A 25,976-nucleotide genomic window follows, 5' to 3' on the forward strand; every position below is an offset into this window, starting at 1 on the left:
GATCGCTACCTCACAGGAATTTGACCTGGCCGCCCTTCAATTCGTACATCGCACCGACCATTTTGATCTGCCCTTTGCTCTCGAGATCGTGCAGGATCTGACTGCCGCTGCGAATCGTCGCGATCGTCTGCTGAACATTCGATCGCGCGACGGCATCGACGAATTCCGCATTCTTGCTGCTCCGTTCTCCCGTGTACTGCGTTGCCTCGATCGCCGGCTTGATCTTGTCGAGCAACTCCGTCAGATTGCCCAGCTGCACATTATCGATCGCACCCTTGATCGCACCGCACGCGGTATGCCCCATCACCAGCACCACTTTCGCACCGGCCGCTGCACACGCAAACTCGAGGCTGCCTAGAATGTCCTGATTGGAGATATTGCCGGCAACACGCGCATTGAATGTGTCGCCGATGCCCATGTCCAGAATGATCTCCGCGGGGGCACGCGAATCGATGCAGCTCAGGATGACGGCCGCGGGGTATTGGCCGGCGGCACTCGCTCGCTTCTGCGCGAGGAAGTCCTGCTTTTGCATATGCCCCGAGCGGAACCGCTCGTTGCCTTTCTTCATCATCTCGATGATCTCGTCAGGCGTGAGCGCATCGCGCTGCGCCTGCGTGAGCGCAGCCGCTTTCGCGCTAACCGCCTCGAATCCGATGCCGGCAACGAGCGTCACGGTACCAACCGCCGCTTTTAACCATGTGCGGCGTCCGCTTTCCGTATGATGATCCACCCTGCAGCAATTCCTGATCGTATCCATTTTTCGCTCCTTAGGATCGTCGCCATTCGCGATTGGCCTCAGGCCCGCATGCGGGGCACGAAGGCTTGCTGTCGGATGTCGCCACGGCGCGCGACGATAGCCGTGCTCTCCGCTATTTCCTCCCATGCATCGGGCAGGTCGACCAGTGGCTCGGACAGCACAAGGAAAGCGTCTTCGCCTGCTGCCGCGATGCGTGGATCGTGAGGATAGAGTTCATGCAAGTGCTTGAACGACGTGCTGTGAAAGAGCGTGCGCGATTGCCGCTCGCTCGAGTAACGCACCGCGACGATCTGCTCTCCGTCCATGGCACAGACGGTCATGTTGAGCGGCGCCTCGACGCGATGCCTGGCTGCGGTTTGCTCAATCACCCCGGCCATGCGCTCCAACGCGGCCACCGGATCTTGCTGAAGACCGTACGTGAGCGCGAGAAAGAACATGACTTCAGAATCGGTCGACCCTTCGATGGATGCAAAGAGCGCTGGATCGATCTTCAACATCAGGTCGCGACGCAGCATGTGAAAATGCCGGATCAGCCCGTTGTGAACGAATAGCCACTGATTGTGGCGAAACGGATGACAGTTGGATTCCTGCACCGGCGTCTCTGTTGCCGCGCGGATATGTGCGACGAACAGAGGCGAGTGAATTGCACGTGCCGCTTCACGCAGATTTCGGTCGTTCCACGCTGGGCTCACGCTACGGTAACGAAACGGAGCCTCATAGAGCCTGCCGTACCAGCCGATACCAAAGCCGTCACCGTTGGTCGTTGTGGCGCCCATTCGCGAGTGCAGGCTTTGGTCGATCAGCGAATGTGTGGAACGAAAAATCACGGTTTCGAGCTGGATCGGATTTCCCGTATAGGCGAGCCAGCGACACATGATTCATCTCCTGAAGAACGCGCGATTGTGCAGATCAGTCGACACATTACCGCGATTGGCCCGCTTGCACACTACACGAGGAGGTCTTCGTAGAATGCGCCGAACGCGCGTGTAGGGTGGGCGATCTGGATTTCGAGGATCCATAAACCGGGAGCGGGCTGCTGATCGAAATCGCCGAGATCGCCGGCTTTGTAGAGCGCATGCGGAAAGTCGCTCACGCGATGGCCCTTGATATCGACGTTAAGACGCCAGCCATGCGCCGTGGCACGCCCGGCCGCATATTCGTACAGCGCGATGCCGCTGCAACCCGTGTCACGCCAATGCGCGGCAACCTCATCAAATACGGTCTTTGCCGCCTGGGCGCAGCGCCGCATGTCGTTGTCATCGCCCGTGACGAAGGTCGCGCCGGCGTCGCCCTCATGGCTATCCCAAACCACGCCGAGGTCGATAAAGAAGATGTCGTTGGAACCGAGCGTCGCGTCATGTTCGGAGCGCTCCTTGAAAGTCCGCAGCGTGTTTTCTCCAAACCGGATAAGTACCGGGTGCCAGATGCGGTCCATCCCCATCTCGTGCAGCAGTTCCTTGCCCAGCCTGTTCGCCGCGGATTCCTGCATCCCCGGGCGAAGCGCTGCCGCGATCCTGTCAAGCGCCGCCCAGGTCATCTCGCGTGCATGCTGCATCGCCGCCATGGAGAAGCGTTCGCCCACCTGCTGCTTTGCTTCAATTCGCATATGAGTCGCTCCGATTACGTTGTCTGCTGATTACAGGCGCTAGCAAAGCAGTTGTGGTCATAGCGTGAAGGAGCACAGTTAGGGCGGCTGCCGGTCAGCACAGTTGGTGCACCGCTGCCCCTCCCACCTTGTATGCGCCGCGGGATTCACGGATTTCGCGGCCAATTCGATGTGTATCGACGAATATATTGAAGAAATTTGGCATGATTTCAAAGCATAAACGATTGCCAATGATAATGATAAAAATTACCGAATTCCGCAGCCGCAGACTCGCGGTGAGCATGGGTCATCCGCGCAACTCAAGGAGAGGCCGCGATGAACGTTAGCCGTGAACTCATGCGCCACGATCTGCTGATCGGCGGCGAAACCGTGCCGCCCGGCGGCGGCAAGTATTCGACCGATCTCGACCCGGCGACCGAGGAGCCGATTGCGCTCGTCGCCGAAGGCACCGCCGCCGATGTCGAACGCGCGGTGCAAGCCGCGCGTGCCGCATTGAAGCCGTGGAACGCACTGCGCGCCGCGGAGCGCGGCCGCATTCTGATGCGATTCTCCGACTTGCTGCGCGAACATCAGGACGCCATTGCCGAACTCGAATGTCGTGACGCCGGCAAGCCCATCGCGGGCGTGATGCGCCAGGATATTCCCGCTGCGATCGATACGCTCGCGTACTATGCGGGCTGGTGCGACAAGATCAACGGCCAGGTCGTGCCCGCACGGCCCGATGCACTGACTTATACGTTGCGCGAACCGGTCGGCGTCGTGGCGGCAATCGTGCCGTGGAATTTTCCGCTGATGATCGGCATGTGGAAGATCGCGCCGGCGCTTGCCTGCGGCTGCACACTGATCGTGAAGCCTGCGGAGATCACGCCGCTTTCCGCACTGAAGATCGGCGCGCTCGCGCTCGAAGCGGGCGTGCCGCCCGGCGTGCTCAATATCGTGACCGGCAAAGGGTCCGTGATCGGCGACGCGCTCGTCAAACATCCCGGCATCGACAAAGTGACCTTTACGGGTTCGCCGTCGGTGGGCCGCGGAATTCTGCAAGGAGCGGCGGGCAACTTCAAGCGCGTGACGCTCGAATTGGGCGGGAAGTCTGCCAACGTGATCTTCGCCGACGCGAATCTGGACAATGCGGTACGCGCCGCGGCGTCCGGCGTGTTTTTCAATGCAGGGCAAGTGTGTTCAGCCGGTTCGCGTGTGCTCGTACAGCGCGCGGTGTACGACGAAGTCGTCGAACGCCTCGCGGCGCGCGCCAGGTCGATTCGACTCGGTGACCCGGCGCAGCGCGACACGCATATGGGACCGGTGATCTCCGCGAGGCAAATGCAGAGCATTCTCGACTATGTCGACATCGGCGTACGGGAAGGCGCGTCGCTTGTCACAGGTGGCAAGCGTAGCGGAGCGCGCGGCTATTTCGTCGAACCCACCGTGTTTGCGAATGTCGCGCACGAAATGCGCATCTCGCAAGAAGAGATCTTCGGGCCCGTCGCAAGCGTGATTCCGTTCGACGACGAACAGGATGCGGTGCGGATCGCCAACGGCACGCTATACAGCCTCGCCGCAGGTGTGTGGAGCGCCGATATCGGCCGCGTGCATCGCGTTGCGGCAGGGCTGAAAGCCGGCACCGTGTGGATCAATACCTATGGCCACACGGACGTGCGGCTGCCGTGGGGCGGCTCCGGCGATTCGGGCTTCGGCCGCGAGCATGGCGATGTGGCGATCGAAAACTTTACGGAGCCCAAGACGGTCTGGCTGTCGTTAGCTTGATCACGACAGTGGCCGCCGCAGGCGTCGCTTGCCTCAAACCTCTTCGCCAACCTGCGGCCGGCGCTGCTACGCGCCACCCTGCTCACGGACGATGAATCCGGCATACCAGTCCGGCCAGTTTTCATCCGCGTTGCCGGTCAGTCTCTCATGCTCGCCGTGTGCGGCCGCGGCTCGGCGCAGCGCACCCGCGAGCTCCGTTGAAGAAGTGAATGTCGTGTTCCGCGCATCCACTCTTCCGGGCAGGCGAGTTGTGACCTCCTGAAACACCCATCCGTTTCCATCAGGATCGCTGAACGAAGCGAACGAACCATAACTGCTACGCGCTGGATGCGGTCCGCTCACGCGCCCTTCTTCACCCGCATGGTGGAAGACGCCGCCGACGTCGTGGAACACTTCGCTGACGTCGACGCCGCGAGCGGCAAGCTCTGCACGCGCTGCCACTACGTCGGACACGATGAGGTGAAGTCCCTGCACTGAGCCTGGTTCGCCTGTCGTGACGCCCTTGCCGAAGAGGACCGAGCATAGCGAGCCCGGAGGCGTGAAGTGCACGACGCGAAACTGACCATCCTTCGCGATATCCACGTCGAGTCTCCAACCTAACCCGGCGTAGAACTGCTTCGCGCGATCGACGTCGGACACGGGAATAACGACTACCTCGAGCTTCATGTCAACCGTTCGTGCTCCTACGGGGAACAGCGCAGCTTCGCTGCGCGTCTGTCCATTGCTCATGTCGAACTCCTTGATTGGGGTGTTCCATGGACGGCACATGCAAACACGCACCTGCCGCAACGATGGCGGGCTCTTCCGATCGATCAGTGCCGCGTGTCTGCATCGGACAGCCGGGCGAATCGTCGTACGAGCGGGCTTACTGCGGATTGCGGGTTTCGATGCAAGAGTTTGGAAAAGCCTCCTGGCCAAGTCAAGCGAAACGCAACCGCGCGGCTGTGAGCAGCGGAAAATGTGAGGAACGGGCAATATCGCGAATGTCGCACACGCCTGATCACAAGAGAATTTTCAATGGATACCCGACTCACCGCCGAAATCGCGTCGACATTCGCCGCCCTGGCGCTCGACCACCTGACGCGCGAATACCCCAACAAGCTGACTCATTCGCTCGCCGGGCCGCAAGACGTGCAAAGCCCGCGCGCGCTGCACCCGATCTTTTACGGCAGCTATGACTGGCATTCATGTGTGCACGGCTATTGGCTGGTGCTGCGTCTTGTCGACCGCTTTCCGGATTTGCCGGAAGCTGCTCGCATCGTGCAGGTGGTCGATACGCATTTCACCGATGCGAACGTCGCACGCGAACGCGCATATCTGGATCTGCCGCATAACCGCGGCTTCGAGCGTCCGTATGGATGGGCGTGGCTGCTTGCGCTTGCGGCGCAAGTGCAAGCAGCCACGCTCCCGCAAGCCGCACGTTGGGCAAAGACAATTGCCCCACTGACGAACGCGTTTGTCGAGCGCTTCGAAGAATTTCTGCCGAAGTCGACCTATCCGCTACGGGTCGGCACGCATTTCAACACGGCGTTTGCGCTTGCGCTCACGCTCGATTTCGCACGCTCGACTTCGCGCAAGCCGCTCGAAGCGCTGATCGTCGATACGGCCCGACGCTGGTATCTGCCCGATGCCGGATGTCAGGCGTGGGAACCATCGGGCGACGAATTTCTATCGCCGTCGCTGATGGAAGCCGAGTTGATGCGGCGCGTGCTTGCGCCTGCCGGGTTCGACGAATGGTTTGCACGCTTTCTGCCCGCGCTTGCCTCGCGCGAGCCCGCAACGCTGTTCATTCCCGCGACGGTGTCCGATCGCAGCGACGGCAAGATCGCACATCTCGACGGCCTGAATCTGAGCCGCGCATGGTGCCAACGCTCGCTCGCGCACGCACTCCCCGAAACCGACGCGCGCCGCGCCGTGTTGCTCGATGCCGCTGAGCATCACCTGCAAAGCTCACTCGCGCACGTCGCCGGCGACTATATGGGCGAGCACTGGCTCGCGACATTCGCAACGCTCGCTCTCGAAGCGTGATCAACCGACGATCGCCGTGCCTTGCGTGCCTTGCGTGCGTTCGCTCTTGTCTCTGCGCTGCGCGATGCGGCTGAGCATCGCGTGAAATGCATGCCTGATCCGCTCGACGCTGGGTGTCTTATACGGAAAGGCAGCGTTATCGCCATGCACGAGCATGCACGCATTGACTTCGAACACGACTACCGCGCCTTGCGCATCCAGCCCGCAATCGATGCCGAAGTAATCAAGGCCGATGGTATCGCCGATCGCACGCAGCGCGTCATATTGCACGGCACCGAAAACGCTCGTCGGATGCTCGAGAAACGCCTGTTCCTCCGCTTGCATCCATGGGGTCTGGGCCATGTCGGTCGTCGCGTGGTGCACCTTCCAGTGGTTGCCGATCGCGAGGTGATACGGCAGGATCTCGCCGTCGACATAGAAGAAGCGGTACTTGCGATAGTGACCATCGGCGGACCGATAGTCGACAAAAGGCGTCAGGTAGTAGTCGCACTCGCCCACCCGCTCGACGAACGCGCGCAATTGCCAGATGTGCTGGACGAGTTCAAAGTCGCTGCCGCCGTGCGTCCCGGCGCGCCGGACGAGTAACGGAAACGACCATGGGAAAGCTGCTGCGTCGGCAAAGAGCGTACGCAGCGCATCGGCCGTGTACAGGCGCGTTTGCGGCACCAGACAACCCGGCGTGTCGGCGATCAGCTTCGCGATCGTCTCGCGCCCCGTGCCCGTGATCCGTCGCGGATGATTGACGATCGGCTTACCGATACGCTCAACAAACTCATCCGCAATGGCGAGCATCGGGCCGCCCTGATCGACGTCCGCGATCAGATTGACGACCACGTCACCGCCATTGCGCAACGCGGCGTCGTCGTACTTGAAGTCCTGTAGCAGGTTCAGCACGTTGCTTTCAAAAGGCGCTGTTTCAACCAGATAAGCAAAAGGCGTATTGCCGCGCCCAGGCGCGAATACAAACAATGCGCGGAATGCCGGTGGCGTGGTGACAGCGGGTATGGTGATCAGCAGCTTGCGTTCGAGCGCGCGACGGAAATGCGCGTCAGCCTCTTCGTTCAAATTCAGCGACTGCTCGAAATTGGCGACCAGGTGCAGCGTTTCCGCATCGTTCGGCAATTTCTCGAGGATGCATTTGAAATGCTCGAGCGCGGCCTGCAGACGTCCTGCGTTCGCATGCGCGAAACCGAGCTCCCTGTGCAGCGGAACGCTTTCTTCCGGGTCCTCGGTCAGCATCGGCGTAAGCCAGCCGATTGCCGCGTCATAGCGTTGGGTCCGGTTCAATACCTCGGCAAGACCGAAGCGCGCGCTCCAATGCGTAGGCGCGCTTTTGATCACGTCGAGGTAGCCCTGTTCGGCGAGGTCGAGCCGACCTTCGCGATGATAGGTAAACGCGCTTTGCAGAAGGCTGTTGATGGACATGACGAAGAGCGCGTGAAAGAACTCATGCGGCTCGGTACCGGCCGCGCGCACGAACCTTAGCAGAACATCGATACGCGTGGAGCAGCCTGAATGCGCGACGTAAGCTTCTACTTCTTACACCGAAACAATTGAAAGAATGGAAAGAGGAGCGAAGCAACCGACACCGGTTACCGTTGCCAATGGCGCGACGAGACTGCATTCAGCAATGCGGCTGATCGCCTGTGCGGAGGGACACAAAACCCTACAAACAAAAACCTTTACATTACGTTTAACTTTCATCTATAAAGGTAACGCATGTCGCGAACCCGCTTTGTCTCGCCACATGTCCTAGCCCGCTGAGCCTTGTCCAGCGGGCTTTTTTTTGCCGATTAGCAGCACTGCACGCCCTGCCTTCATTTTCCTTTCACGCGAAAAATCCGCCTGGTGAAAACCCCGCCAGCCTTTCGCTTGACTTACTTGATATATCACATACTGTATCGACTTATGACCGGCTTCGATCAGGTTGGCGGCGACACAGCCCGTCGTCCCCTCCCCTAACAGACAAATCAAGGCACACAGCCAAGGAGACAGCGATGAGAACGGATCAGCAGGGACAAGCGTCGTCATGGGTAGCGTCGCCGTGGGTGCAACTCGTGTTCGGCGTCATCTGCATGGCGATGATCGCCAACATGCAGTACGGCTGGACCCTGTTCGTCAATCCGATCCACGAGAAATACCAATGGGGACGCGCGGCGATTCAGGTTGCGTTCACCATCTTCGTTGTAACCGAGACGTGGCTCGTGCCGGTCGAAGGTTATCTCGTCGACCGTTTCGGACCCCGGCCGGTGGTGGTCGGCGGCGGCATTCTATGCGCGCTCGCGTGGACGATGAACTCATTCGCGTCGACGTTGCCGATGCTGTATCTCGCGGCTGCGGTCGGCGGTGTCGGCGCGGGCGCGGTGTACGGCACCTGTGTCGGCAATGCGCTCAAGTGGTTTCCGCAGCGGCGCGGGCTGGCGGCGGGTATCACCGCGGCGGGCTTCGGGATGGGATCGGCGGCCACGGTTGTGCCGATCGCACACATGATCAAGAGCAGCGGCTATGAAGCAACGTTCCTGTGGTTCGGTATCGGCCAGGGCATCGTCGTCTTCCTGCTGGGCCTCGCGTTGGTGGCGCCGCCGCAGAGCCTGCTCGAAAACGCGAAGCATGCGGTAAAGAGCACCGCGGGAGCGGTGAGGCGCGCGATTTACAACGCGACGCCGCGTGAAGTGGTGAGCACGCCGGTATTCTGGATCATGTACCTGATGTTCGTCATGATGGCCGCGGGCGGTCTGATGGCGACCGCGCAACTGGGTCCGATCGCAAAGGACTTTGGCCTGCAGGACTCACCGGTGTCGCTGCTCGGGCTCACGTTGCCGGCACTCACGTTCGCGCTGACGATCGACCGCGTGCTGAACGGGTTGACGCGGCCGTTCTTCGGCTGGGTGTCGGACCGCATCGGCCGCGAGAACACGATGTTCATTGCGTTCGGCATCGAGGCCATCGGCATCGTTGCGCTGTCGAAGTACGGACATAGCCCGACCGCGTTCGTCGTGCTAACTGGCATCGTGTTCTTCGCATGGGGCGAGATCTATAGCCTGTTCCCGGCGACTTGCGGCGACACGTACGGGCCGAAGTTCGCCGCGACGAATGCGGGCCTGCTGTACACCGCGAAGGGCACCGCCGCGCTGCTCGTTCCGCTGACGAGCGTGATTACCGCGGCAACCGGCAGCTGGCATGCGGTCTTTATGCTGGCGGCTGGCATGGCGGCGGTTGCGGCGTTGATGGCGATCTTCGTGTTGAAACCGATGCGGCGCGCGCATGCGCAGCGACATGCAACACCGGCGCTTGACCTGCCGTACGGTGCATCGCTCGTCAGCGGTTCGGCGCGCGTGTCGAGTGACGGGGGTTAAGGGCTAAAACGAGGGGTGAAGCGCGAAGCGGCTCAGACATCGCTACCAGCCGCGTAAGGAAAAGCGGGTCGCCTCGATGGCGACCCGCTTTGCCGTGTGTGTTACCAACGCTGATGCACGTGCGGCGCGATCAGTTGATCGTAGATCCGGCGCGCATGCGCCATCGTCTCTTCCGGCAGCGCGGCAAGCGCGCTCGCATCGGCATTCGCTTGCGCCTGTGCCGCGTTTTTCGCGCCAGGAATCACGACCGACACCGCCTTCTCCATCAGAATCCAACGCAGCGCGAACTGCGCCATCGTCGCGCCCTGCGGCACATAGGGCCGCAACGCATCGACCGCCTCGAGGGCGACGTCATACGGCACGCCGGAAAAAGTCTCGCCTACATCGAACGCTTCGCCGTGGCGGTTGAAATGGCGATGGTCGTCGGCAGCGAAGGTGGATTGCGCATTGAGCTTGCCGGTCAGCATCCCGCTTGCGAGCGGCACGCGCACAATCACCGCAACGTTCTTCGCCAGCGCCTCGCGGAAGAACAGTTGCGCGGGCCGCTGCCGGAACAGGTTATAGATGATCTGCACGGACACGACGTTCGGGTATTCAATCGCCTTCAATGCTTCTTCGACGCGCTCGACCGATACGCCGTAGTGGCGCAGCTTGCCCGCCGCGACCAGTTCATCGAGGCCTTCGAACAGTTGCGGGCGGAAATAGACGTCGGTGGGCGGGCAATGCAGCTGGACCAGATCCAGCGTATCGACGCCGAGGTTCTCACGGCTGCGGTCGATAAAGGCTTCGATATTGGCCTTCGTATAGCCGTCCGCGACGTGCGGATTCAGCCGGCGCCCGGCTTTCGTCGCGACCACGGGCCGCTTGCCGCCGCGCTCGTGCAGCACGTCGCGGATAATTCGCTCCGAGCGGCCGTCGCCGTAGACGTCGGCGGTATCGATGAAAGTGGTGCCCGCATCGAGCGCCGCATGCACCGCCTGCCGCGCGTCCGCTTCGGATACGTCACCCCACGCGCCGCCGATCGCCCACGCGCCGAAGCCGATTTCCGAAACGTCCCAGCCGGTGCGGCCGAAACGACGATGATGAATCTGCATGAATGCCTCCAAAAAAGCTCACGTTGTGGGATCGCCGAGCCGTCATCGGCTCGCGTTGCGGGGACCGTTAGTGTGCCAGCAACTCGCGAGACGCGCCGATGGTGGCGGCGTCCGGTCGTCATGCCCGACACCCCGGTCGGATACCGGCCCCGCCTTGATGCGCTGCGCTCATGGATGCCGCGCGTCGCGCTCGCCGAACATGCCGACCAGTTGCTCCCGCAACCATCGGTGCGCCGGCACGGTTTCGTTCCGTTGATGCCAGAACAGGCTGATCACGCGTTCGGGCGCTTCGAGCGGCGCGCGTACGCCGACGAGCTCGCCGCTCATGCCAAAGCGTTCGCACAGGTCGCGCGGCATCACCGCGATCAGGTCGCTGGCGCGGATCATTTCGCTCGCGACCGTATAGTGATTGACGGTCGTGACAAGATTACGCTTCAGTCCGCGCGACGCCAGAAAAATATCGAATGACGGCAGCGTTTGTCCCGCCAGGCTGATATCGACATGCGGCGCATTCAGAAAGCGCCGCGTGGTCAGACGGCCTGCGCTCGCGAGCGGATGATCGCGCCGCATCAGGCACGCATAGTCGACCGTCCACAGCGAACGGGAGCGGATATACGCGGGCGGCAAGGTCTCGTTCACATACACGCCCATCAGGCAGTCGACGCGGTTGTCCTCGAGCAGCGTCGGCGCATCGACCAGCATATTCGGCACCGAGTGAAACCGCAGCCCCGGCGCCGACACGCCGAAGCGCGCGACGAGCCGCGGCATCACAATGCCGGCCACGTAGTCCGACATCGACAGGCTGAAGCTTGCTTGCGCGGTTTCGGCCGAGAACGTCTCTTCATCGAGCGCCGCGCGAATGCGCGACAACGATTCGCCGACCGGCCCCCACAACGCGATGGCGCGCTGCGTTGGCGTGACGCCGGCGCCGTTGCGCACGAACAGCGGATCGTCGAAGGCCTCGCGCAGGCGGCTTAGCGCATTGCTCACCGCCGGCTGCGTGAGCGACAATTTGGCTGCCGCCCGCGTGACCGCGCCCTCCGACATCAGCGCCTCGAACACCTTGAGCAGATTCAGGTCGAGCGTTCTGAAGTTCATCGCAGCCTCATTCATCCCGTTTATGTGGCGAATCACGATTATAAATATTTGTGACGTTGCGTGAGGCCCTAGAATCGGCCGTGCAGGTTGCGCAGTGCATCACGCCATGCAGTCCTCACGCGCGCAGAGAAACGCGCGACGTCCGCTTCAAGCGCCGTTCATGACAGAGGGAGAGACCAACCGTGTCGACGATTTCCGGTCGCATCGAACGCCTGCCCTTCGGGCGTTTCCACAAGCACCTGTTGTTGATGGGCGGCCTCGGCTACACGTTCGATGCGATGGATGCCGCCATCGTTGCGTTCGTGCTGCCGGTACTGCGTCACGATTGGGCACTGACGAGCGTCCAGACCGGTGTGCTCGGCAGCGGCAATTTCATCGGCTACTTCTTCGGCGCGCTGTTGGCCGGCACGCTCGGCGACCTGATCGGCCGTCGCAAAGTGATGATGTGGGCCCTGCTGTTATACAGCGCCGCGACGGTCGTGAGCGCGATGACACATTCGTGGCCGGCCTTTCTCGCGTCACGGATTGTCGCGGGTGTCGGCACCGGCGCCGAAAGCGCGATCATCGCGCCGTATCTCGCGGAGTTCGTCGCGCGACGCTATCGGGGGCTGTTTACCGGCTCGCTCGCCGGCTTCTTTTCGTTCGGCTTCGTTGGCGCGGCCTTGCTCGGCTATTTCATCGTGCCCGCCTTTGCGCAAGGCTGGCGCATTGTGCTGTGCATCACCGCGTTGCCGGTGGTGATGCTGCTATGGTGGCGCCGCGCGCTGCCCGAATCGCCGCGCTGGCTGGAAAGCCGTGGCCATGCCACGGAAGCGGACCGCGTGATGACGAAAATCGAAACTGAATTCGCCGCGCGAGGCATCGCATTGCCGGCGCCCGAGCCCGTCAGCGCAAGCGCCACGCCGCTCAATGCGCGTCAATCCGCAACCGGTACGCTACTCGCGAATTTCCGTGCGCTGTGGGCCGGCCGCCGGAGCCGCATCACCGCGATGACATGGCTGATGTGGTTGTCGATCACATTCAGCTACTACGCGTTTTTCACCTGGATTCCCGGCCTGCTCGTGCAGCGTGGGATGAGCATCACGCAGAGCTTCGGCTATTCGGTCGGCATCTACCTCGCGCAGATACCCGGCTATTTCAGCGCGTCGTGGCTCAACGAACGCATCGGCCGACAGGCGACGATCGCGACGTATATGGTGCTCGGCGGCGCATGCGCGCTCGGCATGGCATTCGCGACGACCGGCCGTGAAATCATGCTGTCCGGCTTCTGCCTGTCGTTCTTTATGAACGGCACCTATGCGGGCGTCTACGCGTACACAGCCGAAGTCTTTCCGACCGCGGTGCGCACCACCGGCACCGGACTCGCGTCAGCGGTCGGCCGTATCGGCGCGATCGCATCGCCGATTCTGGTCGGCTACCTGTTTCCGAAGTTCGGCTTTGGCGGCGTATTTGGCACGACGACTGTCGTGCTGCTGCTCGGCGCGATTTCCGTGCTGGTGATGGGCATACCGACGCGCGGCCGTTCACTCGAAGACATTGCGGCGCATGAAGCGGCATAGCAACCTCGCCGCTCTGCGTGCGCTCGCGCAGTACCTCAATCGGCGATGATTTGAATCAGGAGGAAGATGTGGAAAGTACGCTGTTCAAAAATGCCGCGCTGCTCGACCCACAGCGCGGTGAATTGCTCGAAACGCGCGACGTGCTGGTCGAAGACGGTCTCGTCAAGGAAGTCGCCGATCGTCCGTTGCAAAGCGCGGCCGCGCGCGTGATCGACCTGAAGGGCAAGACGCTGATGCCTGGCCTGATCGATCTGCATGTGCATGTCGTGGCCGTGCAATTGAATCTATCGCAGCAGGTGCATATGCCGAATGTGCTCGTCACGTTGCGCTCGGTGCCGATCATGCGCGGCATGCTGCGGCGCGGCTTCACGACGGTGCGCGACGCAGGCGGCGCGAACGCGCCGCACAAGCAGGCGATCGAAAGCGGGCTGGCAGTCGGGCCGCGCATGTTCGTCGCGGGCCGTGCGCTGAGTCCGACCGGCGGGCACGGCGACATGCGCGCCCGCTCGGACTATATCGGCGCCAGTGCGCCATGCGGCTGCTGCGTGCGCGTCGGCGCGCTGTCGCGCGTTGCCGATGGCATCGACGAAGTGCGCAAGGCCGCGCGCGAAGAACTGCAGATGGGCGCGGACCATCTGAAGATCATGGCGTCCGGCGGCGTCGCGTCGCCCACCGATCCGGTCGGCGCGTTCGGCTTCGCGGAGGATGAAGTGCGCGCGATCGTCGACGAAGCGCGCGCACGCCACACGTATGTGATGGCGCACGCGTATACCGCCGAATCGATTGCGCGCGTCGTGCGCTGTGGCGTTCGCACGATCGAGCACGGCAATCTGATCGATGCGCCGACCGCGCAATTGATGGCCGAAGCCGGGACCTATGTCGTGCCGACGCTCGTCACCTATGACGCGCTGGCAACTGAAGGGGCACAATACGGGCTGGCCGAGGAAAGTGTCGCAAAGATCGAGGACGTGCGCGAGGCCGGCAAGCGTTCACTCGAAATCTATCGCGACGCCGGGGTGAAGATGGGCTTCGGTTCGGATCTGCTCGGCCCGTCGCAGCGGCTGCAAAGCAACGAGTTTCTGATTCGCGCCGACGTGCTTGGCGCCGCTGCGGCGATTCGCAGCGCTACGGTGATCGGCGCGGAAGTGCTCGGACTACCGGAAAAGCTCGGCTGTATCGCGCCGGGCGCGTGGGCCGACATGATCGTCGTCGACGGCAATCCGCTGCGGGATATCGCCTGCCTGACCGGACAGGGCGAGCGTATTCCGCTTGTGATGAAGGGCGGCAAGATCGAGTTCGATGAACTCGGGCGATAGCGGATAGCAACCGGAACGGTCAGGTAAGTGCGGTGGGGAAACGGAATTGGACAGACTCGGGTCGTCGCCGCACCGCTCATACTCGGGCCCGGAAAGGTGACGGTAATCGCGCCCTGTCGTCTGCGGACCATTGAGGCGGCGTTGCCCAGGTTCGACGCCGGATGCGCTGCGATGACTTATGGGCCCGCCTCCGGGTAATCTGTAAGGTCCGGATTTCCGTCTGCATACCTAACATACCAGCCGACGCGGCCAAAATGAATGCCTGATAGGGCGCAGCAGCAGATAGAAAGCGGCAACATGCGTAATCATCAGCAGCGGCACGTAGATAATCGGAATCGCGTACATGGCGCCGAGCTCTCCCGCACGTGCAGGAAGATCGACTTGGGTAGCGTGGTAGTAGTCGAGGATCAGATCAATCGCTCCGACAAGATTGAAGGCTACGACGAACAGCCAAAAAAGCGAGCGTATTCGCGCGGTGAATAGCGCCAACATCGCCAGCAGTCCGGTTGCGAGATCGCCATAGGCCGCGAACCCGGCGAAACTGGCAGGCAGGTCCGGACTGACGACGCCGGGCAGGATGAAAACCAGTCCGAAGAAGCGGAAACTGTGCAACGTGGCGATCGCACGTTGCGCTTCGAGAGCGTCCATCGACTTGAGCTTGGGCCAGACGTAGGTGCGAAAGCAAAGCAGCCACGCGACATACCCTAAAACGAGATGCAACTGGAACAGACGTTCAGATGACATGTTGCCTCCTGGCAGGTGTTGTCTGGAACGTTGAAGGAACGGAAGCCGATCATCGTGTGCGCCGCCGGATGATCCAGTCTCCTGATTTGCAGGGTTAGATGTACCATCGTTTCGCGTGATCGACTATTCATCACAATGTTGACGATCCATGAAGCAGAACTTCACAGTCAGGCAGGGCGCGCTCGATGGCGTGGAGGCGTTCCTGAGCGTGGCCAGGCATCGAAGTTTTCGCAAGGCGGCTGCGGACCTTGGGGTGACGCCGTCGGCCATCAGTCAGGCAGTGCGCGTCCTTGAAACGCGCATCGGCGCCGTGCTCTTCATACGCACCACGCGTAGCGTTGGCTTGACCGAAGCCGGCGAGCGGTTTCTGTCGCGCGCCAAGCCCGCCTTCGAGGAGCTCGTCGCCGCCAGCGAGGTCGCGCGCGGACTCAGCGAGCGACCCGCCGGATTGTTGCGGCTCTCAGTGCCTCGCGCCATCGTCCCGATTCTGCTGGAACCTCTGATCGCCTCTTTCTGCAAGGCCTATCCCGAGGTCGAGGTGGAGATCGCCGCGAGCAAGGAACTGATCGACATTGCAGCGGAAGGATTCGACGCAGGCATCCGGCTGGGCCAGTACGTGGCGGCCGACATGGTTGCGGTTCCGTTGACTCCACCGTTTCGTCTCGTCGTCGTTGGCAGCCCTGCTTACTTCGCCGCGCGCAGCCGACCCACGCACACCGACGATCTGCGTCAACACGCATGCCTTCGATGGCGGCGATCCAGCGGCGCGCTCGCGTTATGGTCGTTCAACGACAAAGGCCGCGCGTTCGAGATTGCGGTATCGGGCCCGCTCATCGCCTCTGACTTTCCCACCATGCTTGGCGCGGCGATAGAAGGCATAGGCATTGCCCAGTTACCTGAGCCGATGGTCGCTGAAGGGTTGCGAGCGAGAAAACTGATACACGTGCTAGAGGCGTACGCGCCGCTCACGCCGGGGGTGTTTCTCTACTATCCGAGCCGCCGGCAAATCATGCCGAAGCTGCGCGCGTTTATCGATCATGTGAAGAGCCGCCCGGCCGGCGATGGCAAGGTCCGGGGACAAGATGGCGCGCGGCGTGCCGGGTCGCGGAAAGGACGGTGACGGCCTGCATGCGCAGGCCGTGCTATCGAATTCGCATTGCATTGAATCGGGCGCCGGGGGGCAGCCGCACCCCGGCTTGCAGCGCCGTGATCTGCGTCAGGACCGCCAGGCCGGGCCCTCGGGAAAGCGATACCGATCGAGCGACTCGGCATGCATCTCGATGCTGTAGCCCGGACGTTGCGGCGGCATGTAGCGGCCGTTGCGGATCACAACGGGATCGATGAAATGCTCATGCAGGTGATCGACATATTCGAGCACGCGGTTTTCCAGCGATGCGGATACGCAGATATAGTCGAACAGCGAGATATGCTGCACGTACTCGCACAACCCAACACCGCCCGCATGCGGACACACGGGCACACCGAACTTCGCGGCCAGCAGTAGCACGACGATCACTTCGTTCAGCCCGCCGAGACGGCAGCTGTCGACCTGGCAGAAGTCGATCGCATGGGCCTGCAGCAGTTGCTTGAACATCACGCGGTTGTGGCAGTGCTCGCCTGTCGCGACACCGATCGAGCCGAGCCGCCGGCGAATGGCCGCGTGACCGAGGATATCGTCGGGACTGGTGGGCTCTTCGATCCACCACGGGTCGAACTCCGCGAGACGTCGCATGTTCGCCACCGCTTCGTCGACGTCCCACACCTGGTTTGCGTCCATCATCAGCTTCAGGTTTTCGCCGATCTCCTCGCGCAGGATGCGCGCTCGCCGCACGTCTTCTTCGAGATTACCGCCCACCTTCTGCTTGAAATGCGTCCACCCTTGCGCAACCCCTTCGCGCGCGAGCCGTCGAATCTTGTCGTCGTCATAGCCGAGCCAGCCCGCCGATGTCGTGTACGCGGGATAACCCTGCGCGAGCATCTCCTGTTCACGTGCGTGTTTGGTCTTCGCGTGGCGGTGCAGCATCGCGAGCGCTTCGTGAGGGGTGATCGCATCGGTCACGTAGCGAAAGTCCAGACAGCGTACGAGCTCTTCCGGGCTCATGTCGACGAGCAGTTTCCAGACGGGCTTGCCGACAGATTTCGCCCACAGGTCCCACACCGCGTTGACGACGGCTGCCGTCGCCAGATGAATCGCCCCCTTGTCGGGCCCGATCCAGCGCAGCTGACTGTCGGACGTGAACGCGCGCCAGAATGCGCCCATGTTCGCGGTGATCTCTTCGAGCTGCTTGCCTACGATCAGCGGCATCAGCGCATTCGCCGCGGTCACGCAGATTTCATTGCCGCGCCCGATCGTGAACGTGAGCCCGTGCCCCACGAGCTTCTGGGGCGAATCGGTTTCGAGGGTGACGTAAGTGGCGGAGTAATCCGGCGCGGCGTTCATCGCGTCGGAGCCGTCGAGCGAACGCGAGGTCGGAAAGCGAATGTCCCGCACGGACAGCTTCGTGATTGTGGTCATCTGATCTCCCTCCAACGGGATGGCTATCGGCTTTGGCCTGCTAGCGAAGACGAACCGCTACATCCGGACCAGGCATTTGCACGCGTTGACAACGCTCGATCCAGTTCCTAGCATGCTAGCATGTCTTCTGGAAATCAAGCGCGCCGTGGAATCTTCATCCGATGTAGCGACTGTCGCAAGCAACCCGTATGTCGCACTGCAAAAGGTCAAAGGCGGCGAACGCGGCAGCCTGACCGACGCGGTTGAACAGGCGTTGAGAGAAGCGATCGTGACGCTGGTGCTGGAACCCGGAATGATGATCGACAAGATGGCGGTGTGCGAACGGATGGGCGTATCGCGCTTTCCCGTTTCCGCCGCCTTGGCGCGGCTCGCTCACGCGGGCCTCGTCGAGGTGTTGCCGCAGCGCGGCACGCGCGTCAAACCGATCGCGCTCGACGATATCCGCCAGCATCTGTTCATTCGCAGCGCGCTCGAAGTCGAAACGGTCCGCGGTGTCGCGCTGATGCACGACCGCGCCACGATCGATGCACTGGCCGAGAATCTCGACCGGCAGCGCAAGGTCGCCGGGAACGGTCAGCGTATCGCGTTTCATCTACTCGATCTGGCGTTTCACGAAATTCTGCTCGATGCGGTGAACCTGCCTCGAGTGAAGGAGATCGTCGCGGTATCGCGCAACGCGTTGGACCGCGCGAGGCAGTTGCTGGCGAGTCCTAAGCGGCTCGTGCACACGCTCGACGAGCACGAGCGCATTTTTGACGCGATTCGCGCCGGCAAGGCCGACGCGGCGGCAAAAGCGATGCACGACCACCTCGACCAGGTGGTCGCGGAGTTGCACCGGTCCGCGAAAGAAAGACCGGATCTTTTTGCACCTTAGGCTTGCGGGCAATACCAGTACTTCAACCACTTTCGTGCAGCGATCAGATGATCGCCGCATACGGGATCAAGGGGTCCGGGCAATGCGTCTGGCTTCTCTTTGCGTCACTGGCTGCAACAGGCGGCAGCGCGCAACGCTGCTTTGCCTGGCTTCGTGCGATGAAGCCTGTGCCGCTCGCGCGTTTGCCGGGGAGTCCACGCCATGACTCCGCTTATCTCCGTTAGCAAGCTCAGCAAGAGCTTTCCCGGCGTGAGGGCGCTTCACGAAGTGCAATTCGAACTCATGGCGGGCGAGGTGCACGCGCTGATGGGCGAGAACGGCGCTGGCAAGTCGACGCTGATGAAAATCCTCGCCGGCGTGTACACCCGGGATTCGGGCGAAATCCTCCATGACAACCAGCCCGTGGCGTTCACGAGTCCACGTGAAGCGCAGGCTAGGGGTATCGGCATCATTCATCAGGAACTGCAACTGATGAATCATCTGACCGTCGCCCAGAACATGTTTATCGGCCGTGAGCCGCGTGGACGTCTGGGCCTGTTCCTCGACGAAGACAGGCTCAACGCGCAAGCGCGTGACATTCTCGCTCACATGCATGTGAATCTCGATCCCCGCACCGTGGTCGGCACACTCACCGTCGCCAGCCAGCAGATGGTCGAGATCGCCAAGGCATTGTCCTTCGACTCCCGTGTGCTCATCATGGACGAGCCGACCTCCGCCCTCAACGACGCCGAAATTGCCGAACTCTTCCGCATCATTCGCAAGTTGAAGGACCGGGGCGTCGGGATCATCTACATCTCGCACAAGATGGATGAACTGAAGCAGATTTCCGATCGCGTGACCGTACTTCGCGACGGCGAATATGTGGCCACCGTCACGACTGCCGACACAAGCGTGCAGGCGATCATCGGCATGATGGTCGGCCGAACCCTGGCCGATGTCGCGCGTTATCCGGGCCCGGCGCGCCAGGGAGACATCGCGCTCGAAGTGAAGCATCTGAACGCCGGTCCGCTGGTCAGGGATGTGAGCTTCACGCTGCGCAAAGGCGAGATTTTAGGCTTTGCAGGCCTGATGGGCGCCGGCCGCACCGAAGTCGCGCGCGCCGTGTTCGGCGCCGATCCGGTCGAATCCGGCGACATCTTCGTAAAAGGCGCGAAAGCGCCGATCAGAAAACCGAGCGACGCGGTGGCCCGCAGCATCGGCTATCTGTCCGAAGACCGCAAGCGATTCGGTCTCGCGACAGGCATGGATGTCGAATCGAACATCGTGATGTCCAACCTGGGCAAATTCCTGTCGCTCAAGCTGTTCCTGCGCCGCACGCAAATACGCAAGGCAGCGTCGCACTTCATCAGTCTGCTCGCCATCCGCACGCCGTCGACGACGCAGCCGGTGCGGCTGCTGTCGGGCGGCAATCAGCAGAAGATCGTCATTGCGAAGTGGTTGGAGCGGAACTGCGATGTGCTGTTCTTCGACGAGCCGACGCGCGGCATCGATGTGGGCGCCAAGAGCGAGATCTACAAGCTGTTGCGCGCGCTCGCCCAACAGGGCAAGGCAATTGTGATGATTTCGTCGGAACTGCCGGAAATCCTGAGCATGAGCGACCGGATCGTCGTGATGTGCGAAGGCCGTATCACTGGCGAACTCTCCGCCAGCGAGGCGACCCAGGAGCGCATCATGCATCTCGCGACGCAGCGCGAATCCTTGAAAACGGTATGAGCCTCGAGAGGTCGAATCAATGACACTGCAATCGGATACTGCTGCGCTGTCTAACGAGAGACGTTCGTCGGGCTTCCGAGCCCGGCTCTTCTCGCCCACTGCGCTGCAAAAGCTGCTCGCCTTCACGAGCCTGATCCTGCTGTTGATCTTTTTCAGCTTCGCGTCGCCCGCATTCATGCAGATGGACAACATCCTCGGCATCCTGCAGGCGACCGCCGTCAATGGCGTGCTGGCCATCGCCAGCACATTCGTGATCATCACGGGCGGCATCGATCTGTCGGTCGGCACGCTGATGACTTTCACGGCCGTGATTTGCGGCGTGTTTCTCACTTATTTGCATCTGCCGATGTGGACGGGCGTCCTCGCCGCGATCGCAACGGGTGCGCTGTGCGGGACCATTTCGGGCACGCTGACGGCAAAAATGAAAATCCCACCCTTCATCGCGACGCTCGGCATGATGCTGGTTTTGAAGGGGCTTTCGCTCGTCGTGTCGGCCGACAAGCCGATCTATTTCACCGACACCGAAAACTTCTACATGATCTCGCAGGATTCGCTGATTGGTCATCTGCTGCCCAGCGTGCCCGTGCCGAACGCCGTTCTGATCCTGTTTTTCCTCGCCATCGCGAGTTCGATTACGCTCAACCGCACAGCGCTCGGTCGCTATACGTTCGCGCTTGGCAGCAACGAAGAGGCCGTGCGTCTGTCCGGCGTGAATGTCGACCGGTGGAAGATTGCAATTTATGGACTCGGCGGGGCGATCTGCGGCATCGCGGGCCTGTTGATCGCGTCGCGCCTGAATTCAGCACAACCAGCGCTCGGCCAAGGCTACGAACTGGAAGCCATCGCGGCTGTCGTCATTGGCGGCACATCGCTTAGCGGCGGCTCGGGCACGATACTCGGCACCATCATCGGCGCTTTCATCATGAGCGTGCTGACCAACGGCTTGCGCATCATGTCGGTCGCACAGGAATGGCAGATCGTGGTGACGGGTCTCATCATCATTCTCGCCGTCTATGCGGACATCTTGCGGCGCAAGAAGAGCTGAGACAGCAGCAAGGAGGAAGCATCAAAGAAGGAAAGAATGGGGAGTCCCGCAAGACTCCCCCAACGGCTGGAGGTCGGTGGCCCACGTTAGGAGGAGAAACCCATGTTGAAAAGAAGACTAATCAGTATCGCGGTCGGTGTCGGCGCGCTCGTCGGGGCGACGGGTTTGACGTATGCCGATGAACCCTATATTCCGCTCATCTCGAAGGGCTTCCAGCACCAGTTCTGGCAGGCCGTGAAATCGGGCGCGGAGCAGTCAGCGAAGGAGCATAACGTCCGCATCACCTTCGAGGGTCCGGAAACGGAAGCGATGGTCGACAAGCAGATCGACATGCTGTCGGCGGCGCTCGCGAAGAACCCCCAGGCGCTCGGCATTGCCGCGCTCGACAGCAAGGCGGCCATTCCATTGCTCAAGCGCGCGCAGGCCAGCAAGATACCGGTCATTGCGTTCGACTCGGGCGTCGACAGCGACATTCCGCTGACGACCTGCGCGACGGATAATCTTGCCGCCGCCGCGCTCGCCGCCGACAAGATGGCGGAGATGATTGGCAATTCCGGTGAAGTCGGCGTGATCGTGCACGACCAGACAAGCCGCACGGGTATCGACCGCCGTGACGGATTTCTCAATCAGATGAAGTCCAAGCATCCGAACATCAAAATCGTTTCGGTGCAATACGGCGGCGGCGACCACCTGAAGTCGGCGGAAATCGCCAAGACGATGATCCAGGCCAACCCGAACATCAAGGGCATTTTTGGCGCCAATGAAGGCTCGGCGGAAGGCGCGGCGATCGGCGTCAGGGAATCGGGCAAAAAGCTGGTGCTGATCGGCTTCGACTCCGGCAAGGAACAAAAGGAGGACATCATGTCAGGCCTGATGGCGGGCGCGATTACGCAAAATCCCGTCGGCATCGGCAAATGCGTGGTCGACTCCGCAGTGAAGGCGTTAAAGGGCGAGAAGCTGCCGAAGAAAGTCGACACAGGGTTTTACTGGTACGACAAGACCAACATGAGCGATCCGCGGATTGCCGCCGTGCTCTACGATTAAACGATGTCGGTAACACGCGATGAGAGAGGAAGCGCTGGGGTTGTGGTGCTTCCTCTTTTTTTCCCGGTGTGGGAGTAAGTGACTGCGGAATGACCCATGCCGGGCTTCAATCATCTGAACATTACGCCTCATACTGATCTGCCATCCTGATTTACCCGAACCCGCACGCGCTGACGCCGCGTCGCATCACCGCCTCTACTCCTTTACCCGCCTTGGTTTCATCGCATACCTGTAGCGCGCTTCACGCGACGCGGCAAAACGCTCGTTCCTTGACACCAACCAACCTCGCTGCTGTACTAAATAAAACAAATTGATTTAGTCCCGCACGCGAGCGTAGCCGCGAACAATCAGAAGGAGGCCGGTCCACCGCGCCCAACCCGATCGAATCGACTGCAGTCCATAACGTCGTTGTCAATTATCCGGAGGAGCGTTTCCATGAACCTGAAATCGAGCGTGCCTTGTGCCGCGAAGCGAATCGTTGCGGTGTGTGCGGCGGCATCGGCCGTGTTATGCATCGGCACGAGCCAGGCCGCGGACCAACCCGTGATCGGCCTGATCACGAAAACCGACACGAACCCGTTCTTCGTGAAGATGCGTCAGGGCGCCGACGCCGCCGCACAGAAAGACGGCGCGAAGCTGATCACGGCCGCGGGCAAGTTCGACGGCGACAACGCAAGCCAGGTGACCGCGATCGAAAACATGTTAACGGCCGGTGCCAAGGCCATTCTGATCACGCCAAGCGACACGAAGGCCATCGTGCCGAGCATCCGGAAAGCACGTGCCGCCGGTGCCATCGTGATCGCGCTCGATACGCCCACCGAGCCGCAAGACGCGACTGACGCACTCTTCGCCACCGACAACTTCAAGGCGGGCGTGCTGATCGGCGAATACGCAAAAGCGGCGCTCGCCGGCAAGCCCGCCAGGATCGCGACGCTCGACCTTGCACCGGGCGTATCGGTCGGCGTCTTGCGACACAACGGTTTTCTGAAGGGTTTTGGCATTAAGGAAGGCGACGCGTCGATCGTCTGTAGCCAGGACACGCGAGGCGATCAGGCGAAGGGACAAACGGCGATGGAAAACTGCCTGCAAAAAGCGCCTGACATCAACGTCGTCTATACGATCAACGAACCTGCCGCGGCCGGCGCTTATCGCGCGCTCAAGGCAGCGGGCAAGGACAAAAGCGTGATGATCGTATCGATCGACGGTGGCTGCGAAGGGGTGCGCAACGTGAAAGCCGGCGCGATCGCGGCGACCTCGCAGCAGTACCCGCTGAAGATGGCCGAGCTCGGTGTGAACGCCGGCGTCGAGTACGCGAAAACCGGCAAGAAACCGACCGGCTATCACGACACGGGCGTCACGCTGATCACCGACAAGGTGCAGCCCGGCGTCGACAGCAAGGACACAGCGTTCGGCCTTGAGAACTGCTGGGGCAACAAGTAGCGCCACGCAACAACCGGCGCTGCGCGGCCGTGCGTAGCGCCGGCGGTATCGCCGCGTCGACGCGCGACCGCATACAGGCGGAACGTCGGACGCATCAGGCTTTGCATCATCGCATCGAGGAAACACACCATGTCGACTCCTACCCCGACCGCTCACGCGCACGACCCGCATCGTCGATTCACGGAGCGCCTGCCCTCGCTTGCCGAGGCCGGCCCGCTGATCGCGCTGGTACTTGCATGTGCGTTCTTTATTTCGCAGAGCGACCGCTTTCTGTCCGCGCAAAATCTATCGTTGATTCTGCAACAAACGATGGTGGTCGCGGTGATCGCGATCGGCCAGACGCTGATCGTACTGACCGGCGGCATCGATCTGTCGTGCGGGATGGTGATGGCGTTCGGCTCAATTGTGATGACCAAATTCGCAGTCGTGCTCGGCATACCGCCGATCCTCGCGATTCTCTGCGGAATCGGCGCGAGTACGCTGTTTGGTCTCCTCAACGGTGCGTTGATTACCCGCATCAAGCTTCCGTCGTTTATCGTCACGCTGGGTACGCTAAATATCGCGTTTGCGCTCACGCAAATCTACTCGAACGCAGAAAGTGTATCGAACCTGCCCGACGCGATCATGTTCTTTGGCAGCACGTTCAAGCTTGGGCCCGCTGAAGTGACGTACGGCACGGTGCTGACGCTGTTGATGTATCTCGTGACATGGTTTGTGCTGCGCGATACGGTGCCTGGCCGGCATCTGTATGCGCTCGGCAATAACGCGGAAGCGGCGCGTTTGATGGGCCTTTCGTCACAGAAAATTCTGCTTACCGTCTATACACTCGCCGGCGCGATCTACGGTATCGCCGCGCTGCTCTCGGTATCGCGCACCGGTGTCGGCGATCCGCAGGCCGGGCAAACCGAAAACCTCGACAGCATCACCGCGGTCGTGCTTGGCGGCACGAGCCTCTTTGGCGGACGCGGGTCGATCGCGGGCACGCTGCTCGGCGCGTTGATTGTCGGCGTGTTTCGCAATGGGTTGACGCTGATTGGCGTGTCGTCCGTGTACCAGGTGCTAATCACCGGCATTCTCGTGATCCTCGCGGTGGCCGCCGACAAGCTGTCGCGGCGCGGCGCACGCTAAACGCCGCGCACCTGCTTCGTCCATGTCGTTGCGTTTGCCCCGTTGTTCACGCAACTTCATTCTTCGCACTGCATTCAAGCATGGAGCCTGTCATGTCGACGACATCCGTTACCTCCTCCACCGTCACGCCTGTACTCGAAGCGCGCGGCGTCATCAAACGCTACGGCCACGTCACCGCGCTCGACGGCTGCGACTTCGAAGTGATGCCCGGCGAGATCATGGCTGTGATCGGCGACAACGGCGCCGGAAAATCGTCGCTGATCAAGGCGCTATCCGGCGCCACGGTGCCCGACGAAGGCGAAATCCTCCTCGACGGCAAGCCGGTCAAATTCCGCAGTCCGCTCGATGCACGCCAACAGGGTATCGAAACGGTCTACCAGGACCTCGCCGTCGCGCCGGCGATGAGCATCGCCGAAAACCTGTTCCTTGCGCGCGAACTGCTCAAGCCTGGCTGGCGCGGGTCACTGTTCAAGATGATCGACAAACGCCGCATGCTCGACGAGGCGACCGCGCATATGAAGGACTTGCAGATCGGCATCCGCTCGATGCGTCAGGCCGTCGAAACGTTGTCAGGCGGCCAGCGTCAAGGGGTGGCGGTGGCACGCAGCGCGGCGTTTGCGCGCCACGTCGTGATTCTCGACGAGCCGACCGCCGCGCTTGGCGTGAAGGAAGGCAACATGGTGCTCGAATTGATCCGCCGCGTGCGCGACCGCGGCCTGCCGGTGATCCTGATCAGCCACAACATGCCGCACGTGTTCGAGATCGCGGACCGCATCCATATCCAACGCCTCGGCCGGCGTGCGGCACTCGTCAAGCGCGAGGACATTCATATGTCCGAGGCGGTCGCAATCATGACCGGCGCGAAAGAAGCGGATGTGAAAGCGATCGCATGACC

At 61.6% G+C, this 25,976-nt stretch carries 22 protein-coding genes; 13 read left to right on the forward strand and 9 right to left on the reverse strand.

What is annotated here, in order from left to right; translation table 11 throughout:
- Positions 1-10 precede the first annotated feature (10 nt).
- From HV796_RS14855 to HV796_RS14865, 3 genes are all read right to left on the reverse strand, one after another.
- Positions 11-757, reverse strand: a complete 747-nt coding sequence (locus tag HV796_RS14855; protein ID WP_175227262.1) for a carbonic anhydrase family protein — start codon at positions 755-757, stop codon at positions 11-13.
- A gap of 38 nt (positions 758-795) precedes the next feature.
- A complete protein-coding gene (locus HV796_RS14860) occupies positions 796-1,632 on the reverse strand; it encodes a class II glutamine amidotransferase (RefSeq protein ID WP_175227263.1) in 837 nt (278 codons plus the stop codon).
- A 71-nt stretch (positions 1,633-1,703) separates the two neighbouring features.
- Positions 1,704-2,363 carry a M24 family metallopeptidase gene (locus HV796_RS14865; RefSeq protein WP_175227264.1) on the reverse strand — a complete coding sequence of 220 codons (660 nt, stop codon included), beginning with the start codon at positions 2,361-2,363 and terminating at the stop codon, positions 1,704-1,706.
- A 315-nt stretch (positions 2,364-2,678) separates the two neighbouring features.
- Here HV796_RS14865 and HV796_RS14870 point away from each other — a divergent pair, with 315 nt between their 5' ends.
- On the forward strand, positions 2,679-4,127 hold the full coding sequence (locus HV796_RS14870) for an aldehyde dehydrogenase family protein (protein ID WP_175227265.1): 1,449 nt from the start codon (positions 2,679-2,681) through the stop codon (positions 4,125-4,127).
- 66 nt (positions 4,128-4,193) lie between these two features.
- Here HV796_RS14870 and HV796_RS14875 read toward each other — a convergent pair whose 3' ends face one another.
- Positions 4,194-4,856 carry a VOC family protein gene (locus HV796_RS14875; protein WP_175227266.1) on the reverse strand — a complete coding sequence of 221 codons (663 nt, stop codon included), beginning with the start codon at positions 4,854-4,856 and terminating at the stop codon, positions 4,194-4,196.
- A gap of 288 nt (positions 4,857-5,144) precedes the next feature.
- Here HV796_RS14875 and HV796_RS14880 point away from each other — a divergent pair, with 288 nt between their 5' ends.
- The gene (locus HV796_RS14880) at positions 5,145-6,155 is read left to right on the forward strand and encodes a DUF2891 domain-containing protein (protein ID WP_175227267.1); all 1,011 of its coding nucleotides are present in this window, start codon (positions 5,145-5,147) and stop codon (positions 6,153-6,155) included.
- Here the strand turns inward: HV796_RS14880 and HV796_RS14885 are convergent, their stop codons facing one another.
- Positions 6,156-7,580: a tetratricopeptide repeat protein gene (locus HV796_RS14885; RefSeq protein WP_175227268.1), complete on the reverse strand. Its 1,425-nt coding sequence runs from the start codon at positions 7,578-7,580 to the stop codon at positions 6,156-6,158. It abuts the gene before it with no gap.
- Positions 7,581-8,152: 572 nt separating this feature from the next.
- Between HV796_RS14885 and oxlT the strand changes: the two genes are divergently transcribed.
- Positions 8,153-9,511 carry an oxalate/formate MFS antiporter gene (gene oxlT / locus HV796_RS14890; RefSeq protein ID WP_175227269.1) on the forward strand — a complete coding sequence of 453 codons (1,359 nt, stop codon included), beginning with the start codon at positions 8,153-8,155 and terminating at the stop codon, positions 9,509-9,511.
- 101 nt (positions 9,512-9,612) lie between these two features.
- Here the strand turns inward: oxlT and HV796_RS14895 are convergent, their stop codons facing one another.
- Together HV796_RS14895 and HV796_RS14900 are read right to left on the reverse strand one after the other, a co-directional pair.
- On the reverse strand, positions 9,613-10,599 hold the full coding sequence (locus tag HV796_RS14895) for an aldo/keto reductase (RefSeq protein WP_377692713.1): 987 nt from the start codon (positions 10,597-10,599) through the stop codon (positions 9,613-9,615).
- A gap of 174 nt (positions 10,600-10,773) precedes the next feature.
- Entirely contained in the window at positions 10,774-11,703 is a 930-nt protein-coding gene (locus HV796_RS14900) for a LysR family transcriptional regulator (protein ID WP_175227271.1), read from the reverse strand.
- A 182-nt stretch (positions 11,704-11,885) separates the two neighbouring features.
- On the opposite strand from HV796_RS14900, the gene HV796_RS14905 reads away from it, so the two are divergent.
- Positions 11,886-13,262, forward strand: a complete 1,377-nt coding sequence (locus HV796_RS14905; RefSeq protein ID WP_175227272.1) for an MFS transporter — start codon at positions 11,886-11,888, stop codon at positions 13,260-13,262.
- A gap of 68 nt (positions 13,263-13,330) precedes the next feature.
- Positions 13,331-14,578, forward strand: a complete 1,248-nt coding sequence (locus tag HV796_RS14910; protein WP_175227273.1) for a metal-dependent hydrolase family protein — start codon at positions 13,331-13,333, stop codon at positions 14,576-14,578.
- A gap of 228 nt (positions 14,579-14,806) precedes the next feature.
- On the opposite strand, the gene HV796_RS14915 is transcribed toward HV796_RS14910, so the two are convergent.
- Positions 14,807-15,322 carry a hypothetical protein gene (locus HV796_RS14915; protein ID WP_175227274.1) on the reverse strand — a complete coding sequence of 172 codons (516 nt, stop codon included), beginning with the start codon at positions 15,320-15,322 and terminating at the stop codon, positions 14,807-14,809.
- Positions 15,323-15,470: 148 nt separating this feature from the next.
- On the opposite strand from HV796_RS14915, the gene HV796_RS14920 reads away from it, so the two are divergent.
- Positions 15,471-16,442 carry a LysR family transcriptional regulator gene (locus HV796_RS14920; protein ID WP_175227275.1) on the forward strand — a complete coding sequence of 324 codons (972 nt, stop codon included), beginning with the start codon at positions 15,471-15,473 and terminating at the stop codon, positions 16,440-16,442.
- 96 nt (positions 16,443-16,538) lie between these two features.
- Here the strand turns inward: HV796_RS14920 and HV796_RS14925 are convergent, their stop codons facing one another.
- Entirely contained in the window at positions 16,539-17,837 is a 1,299-nt protein-coding gene (locus tag HV796_RS14925) for an L-fuconate dehydratase (RefSeq protein ID WP_175227276.1), read from the reverse strand.
- Between the two features lie 112 nt (positions 17,838-17,949).
- Between HV796_RS14925 and HV796_RS14930 the strand changes: the two genes are divergently transcribed.
- From HV796_RS14930 to HV796_RS14960, 7 genes are all read left to right on the forward strand, one after another.
- Positions 17,950-18,711 carry a GntR family transcriptional regulator gene (locus HV796_RS14930; RefSeq protein WP_175227277.1) on the forward strand — a complete coding sequence of 254 codons (762 nt, stop codon included), beginning with the start codon at positions 17,950-17,952 and terminating at the stop codon, positions 18,709-18,711.
- A 201-nt stretch (positions 18,712-18,912) separates the two neighbouring features.
- A complete protein-coding gene (locus tag HV796_RS14935) occupies positions 18,913-20,424 on the forward strand; it encodes a sugar ABC transporter ATP-binding protein (protein ID WP_175227278.1) in 1,512 nt (503 codons plus the stop codon).
- 19 nt (positions 20,425-20,443) lie between these two features.
- Positions 20,444-21,469: an ABC transporter permease gene (locus HV796_RS14940; RefSeq protein ID WP_175227279.1), complete on the forward strand. Its 1,026-nt coding sequence runs from the start codon at positions 20,444-20,446 to the stop codon at positions 21,467-21,469.
- 102 nt (positions 21,470-21,571) lie between these two features.
- Positions 21,572-22,513: an ABC transporter substrate-binding protein gene (locus HV796_RS14945; RefSeq protein WP_175227280.1), complete on the forward strand. Its 942-nt coding sequence runs from the start codon at positions 21,572-21,574 to the stop codon at positions 22,511-22,513.
- A gap of 435 nt (positions 22,514-22,948) precedes the next feature.
- Positions 22,949-23,953 (forward strand): sugar ABC transporter substrate-binding protein, encoded by a 1,005-nt coding sequence (locus HV796_RS14950; RefSeq protein ID WP_175227281.1) that lies wholly within the window; start codon positions 22,949-22,951, stop codon positions 23,951-23,953.
- Positions 23,954-24,082: 129 nt separating this feature from the next.
- Positions 24,083-25,081, forward strand: coding sequence for an ABC transporter permease (locus HV796_RS14955; protein ID WP_175227282.1), 999 nt, complete (start codon positions 24,083-24,085; stop codon positions 25,079-25,081).
- A gap of 92 nt (positions 25,082-25,173) precedes the next feature.
- Entirely contained in the window at positions 25,174-25,974 is an 801-nt protein-coding gene (locus tag HV796_RS14960; RefSeq protein ID WP_175227283.1) for an ATP-binding cassette domain-containing protein, read from the forward strand.
- Positions 25,975-25,976: the final 2 nt, after the last annotated feature.

Source organism: Paraburkholderia humisilvae, from assembly GCF_902859855.1.
GTDB classification, from domain to species: Bacteria; Pseudomonadota; Gammaproteobacteria; order Burkholderiales; family Burkholderiaceae; genus Paraburkholderia; species Paraburkholderia humisilvae.

Coding starts and splice junctions, on each gene's coding strand:
- HV796_RS14880 (WP_175227267.1), top strand. CDS start 5,145: ATGGATACCCGACTCACCGCCGAAATCGCGTCGACATTCGCCGCCCTG.
- HV796_RS14960 (WP_175227283.1), top strand. CDS start 25,174: ATGTCGACGACATCCGTTACCTCCTCCACCGTCACGCCTGTACTCGAA.
- HV796_RS14860 (WP_175227263.1), bottom strand. CDS start 1,632: ATGTGTCGCTGGCTCGCCTATACGGGAAATCCGATCCAGCTCGAAACC.
- HV796_RS14855 (WP_175227262.1), bottom strand. CDS start 757: ATGGATACGATCAGGAATTGCTGCAGGGTGGATCATCATACGGAAAGC.
- HV796_RS14935 (WP_175227278.1), top strand. CDS start 18,913: ATGACTCCGCTTATCTCCGTTAGCAAGCTCAGCAAGAGCTTTCCCGGC.
- HV796_RS14875 (WP_175227266.1), bottom strand. CDS start 4,856: ATGAGCAATGGACAGACGCGCAGCGAAGCTGCGCTGTTCCCCGTAGGA.
- HV796_RS14945 (WP_175227280.1), top strand. CDS start 21,572: ATGTTGAAAAGAAGACTAATCAGTATCGCGGTCGGTGTCGGCGCGCTC.
- HV796_RS14900 (WP_175227271.1), bottom strand. CDS start 11,703: ATGAACTTCAGAACGCTCGACCTGAATCTGCTCAAGGTGTTCGAGGCG.
- HV796_RS14915 (WP_175227274.1), bottom strand. CDS start 15,322: ATGTCATCTGAACGTCTGTTCCAGTTGCATCTCGTTTTAGGGTATGTC.
- HV796_RS14885 (WP_175227268.1), bottom strand. CDS start 7,580: ATGTCCATCAACAGCCTTCTGCAAAGCGCGTTTACCTATCATCGCGAA.
- HV796_RS14865 (WP_175227264.1), bottom strand. CDS start 2,363: ATGCGAATTGAAGCAAAGCAGCAGGTGGGCGAACGCTTCTCCATGGCG.
- HV796_RS14920 (WP_175227275.1), top strand. CDS start 15,471: ATGAAGCAGAACTTCACAGTCAGGCAGGGCGCGCTCGATGGCGTGGAG.
- HV796_RS14955 (WP_175227282.1), top strand. CDS start 24,083: ATGTCGACTCCTACCCCGACCGCTCACGCGCACGACCCGCATCGTCGA.
- HV796_RS14940 (WP_175227279.1), top strand. CDS start 20,444: ATGACACTGCAATCGGATACTGCTGCGCTGTCTAACGAGAGACGTTCG.
- HV796_RS14930 (WP_175227277.1), top strand. CDS start 17,950: ATGCTAGCATGTCTTCTGGAAATCAAGCGCGCCGTGGAATCTTCATCC.
- oxlT (WP_175227269.1), top strand. CDS start 8,153: ATGAGAACGGATCAGCAGGGACAAGCGTCGTCATGGGTAGCGTCGCCG.
- HV796_RS14950 (WP_175227281.1), top strand. CDS start 22,949: ATGAACCTGAAATCGAGCGTGCCTTGTGCCGCGAAGCGAATCGTTGCG.
- HV796_RS14870 (WP_175227265.1), top strand. CDS start 2,679: ATGAACGTTAGCCGTGAACTCATGCGCCACGATCTGCTGATCGGCGGC.
- HV796_RS14925 (WP_175227276.1), bottom strand. CDS start 17,837: ATGACCACAATCACGAAGCTGTCCGTGCGGGACATTCGCTTTCCGACC.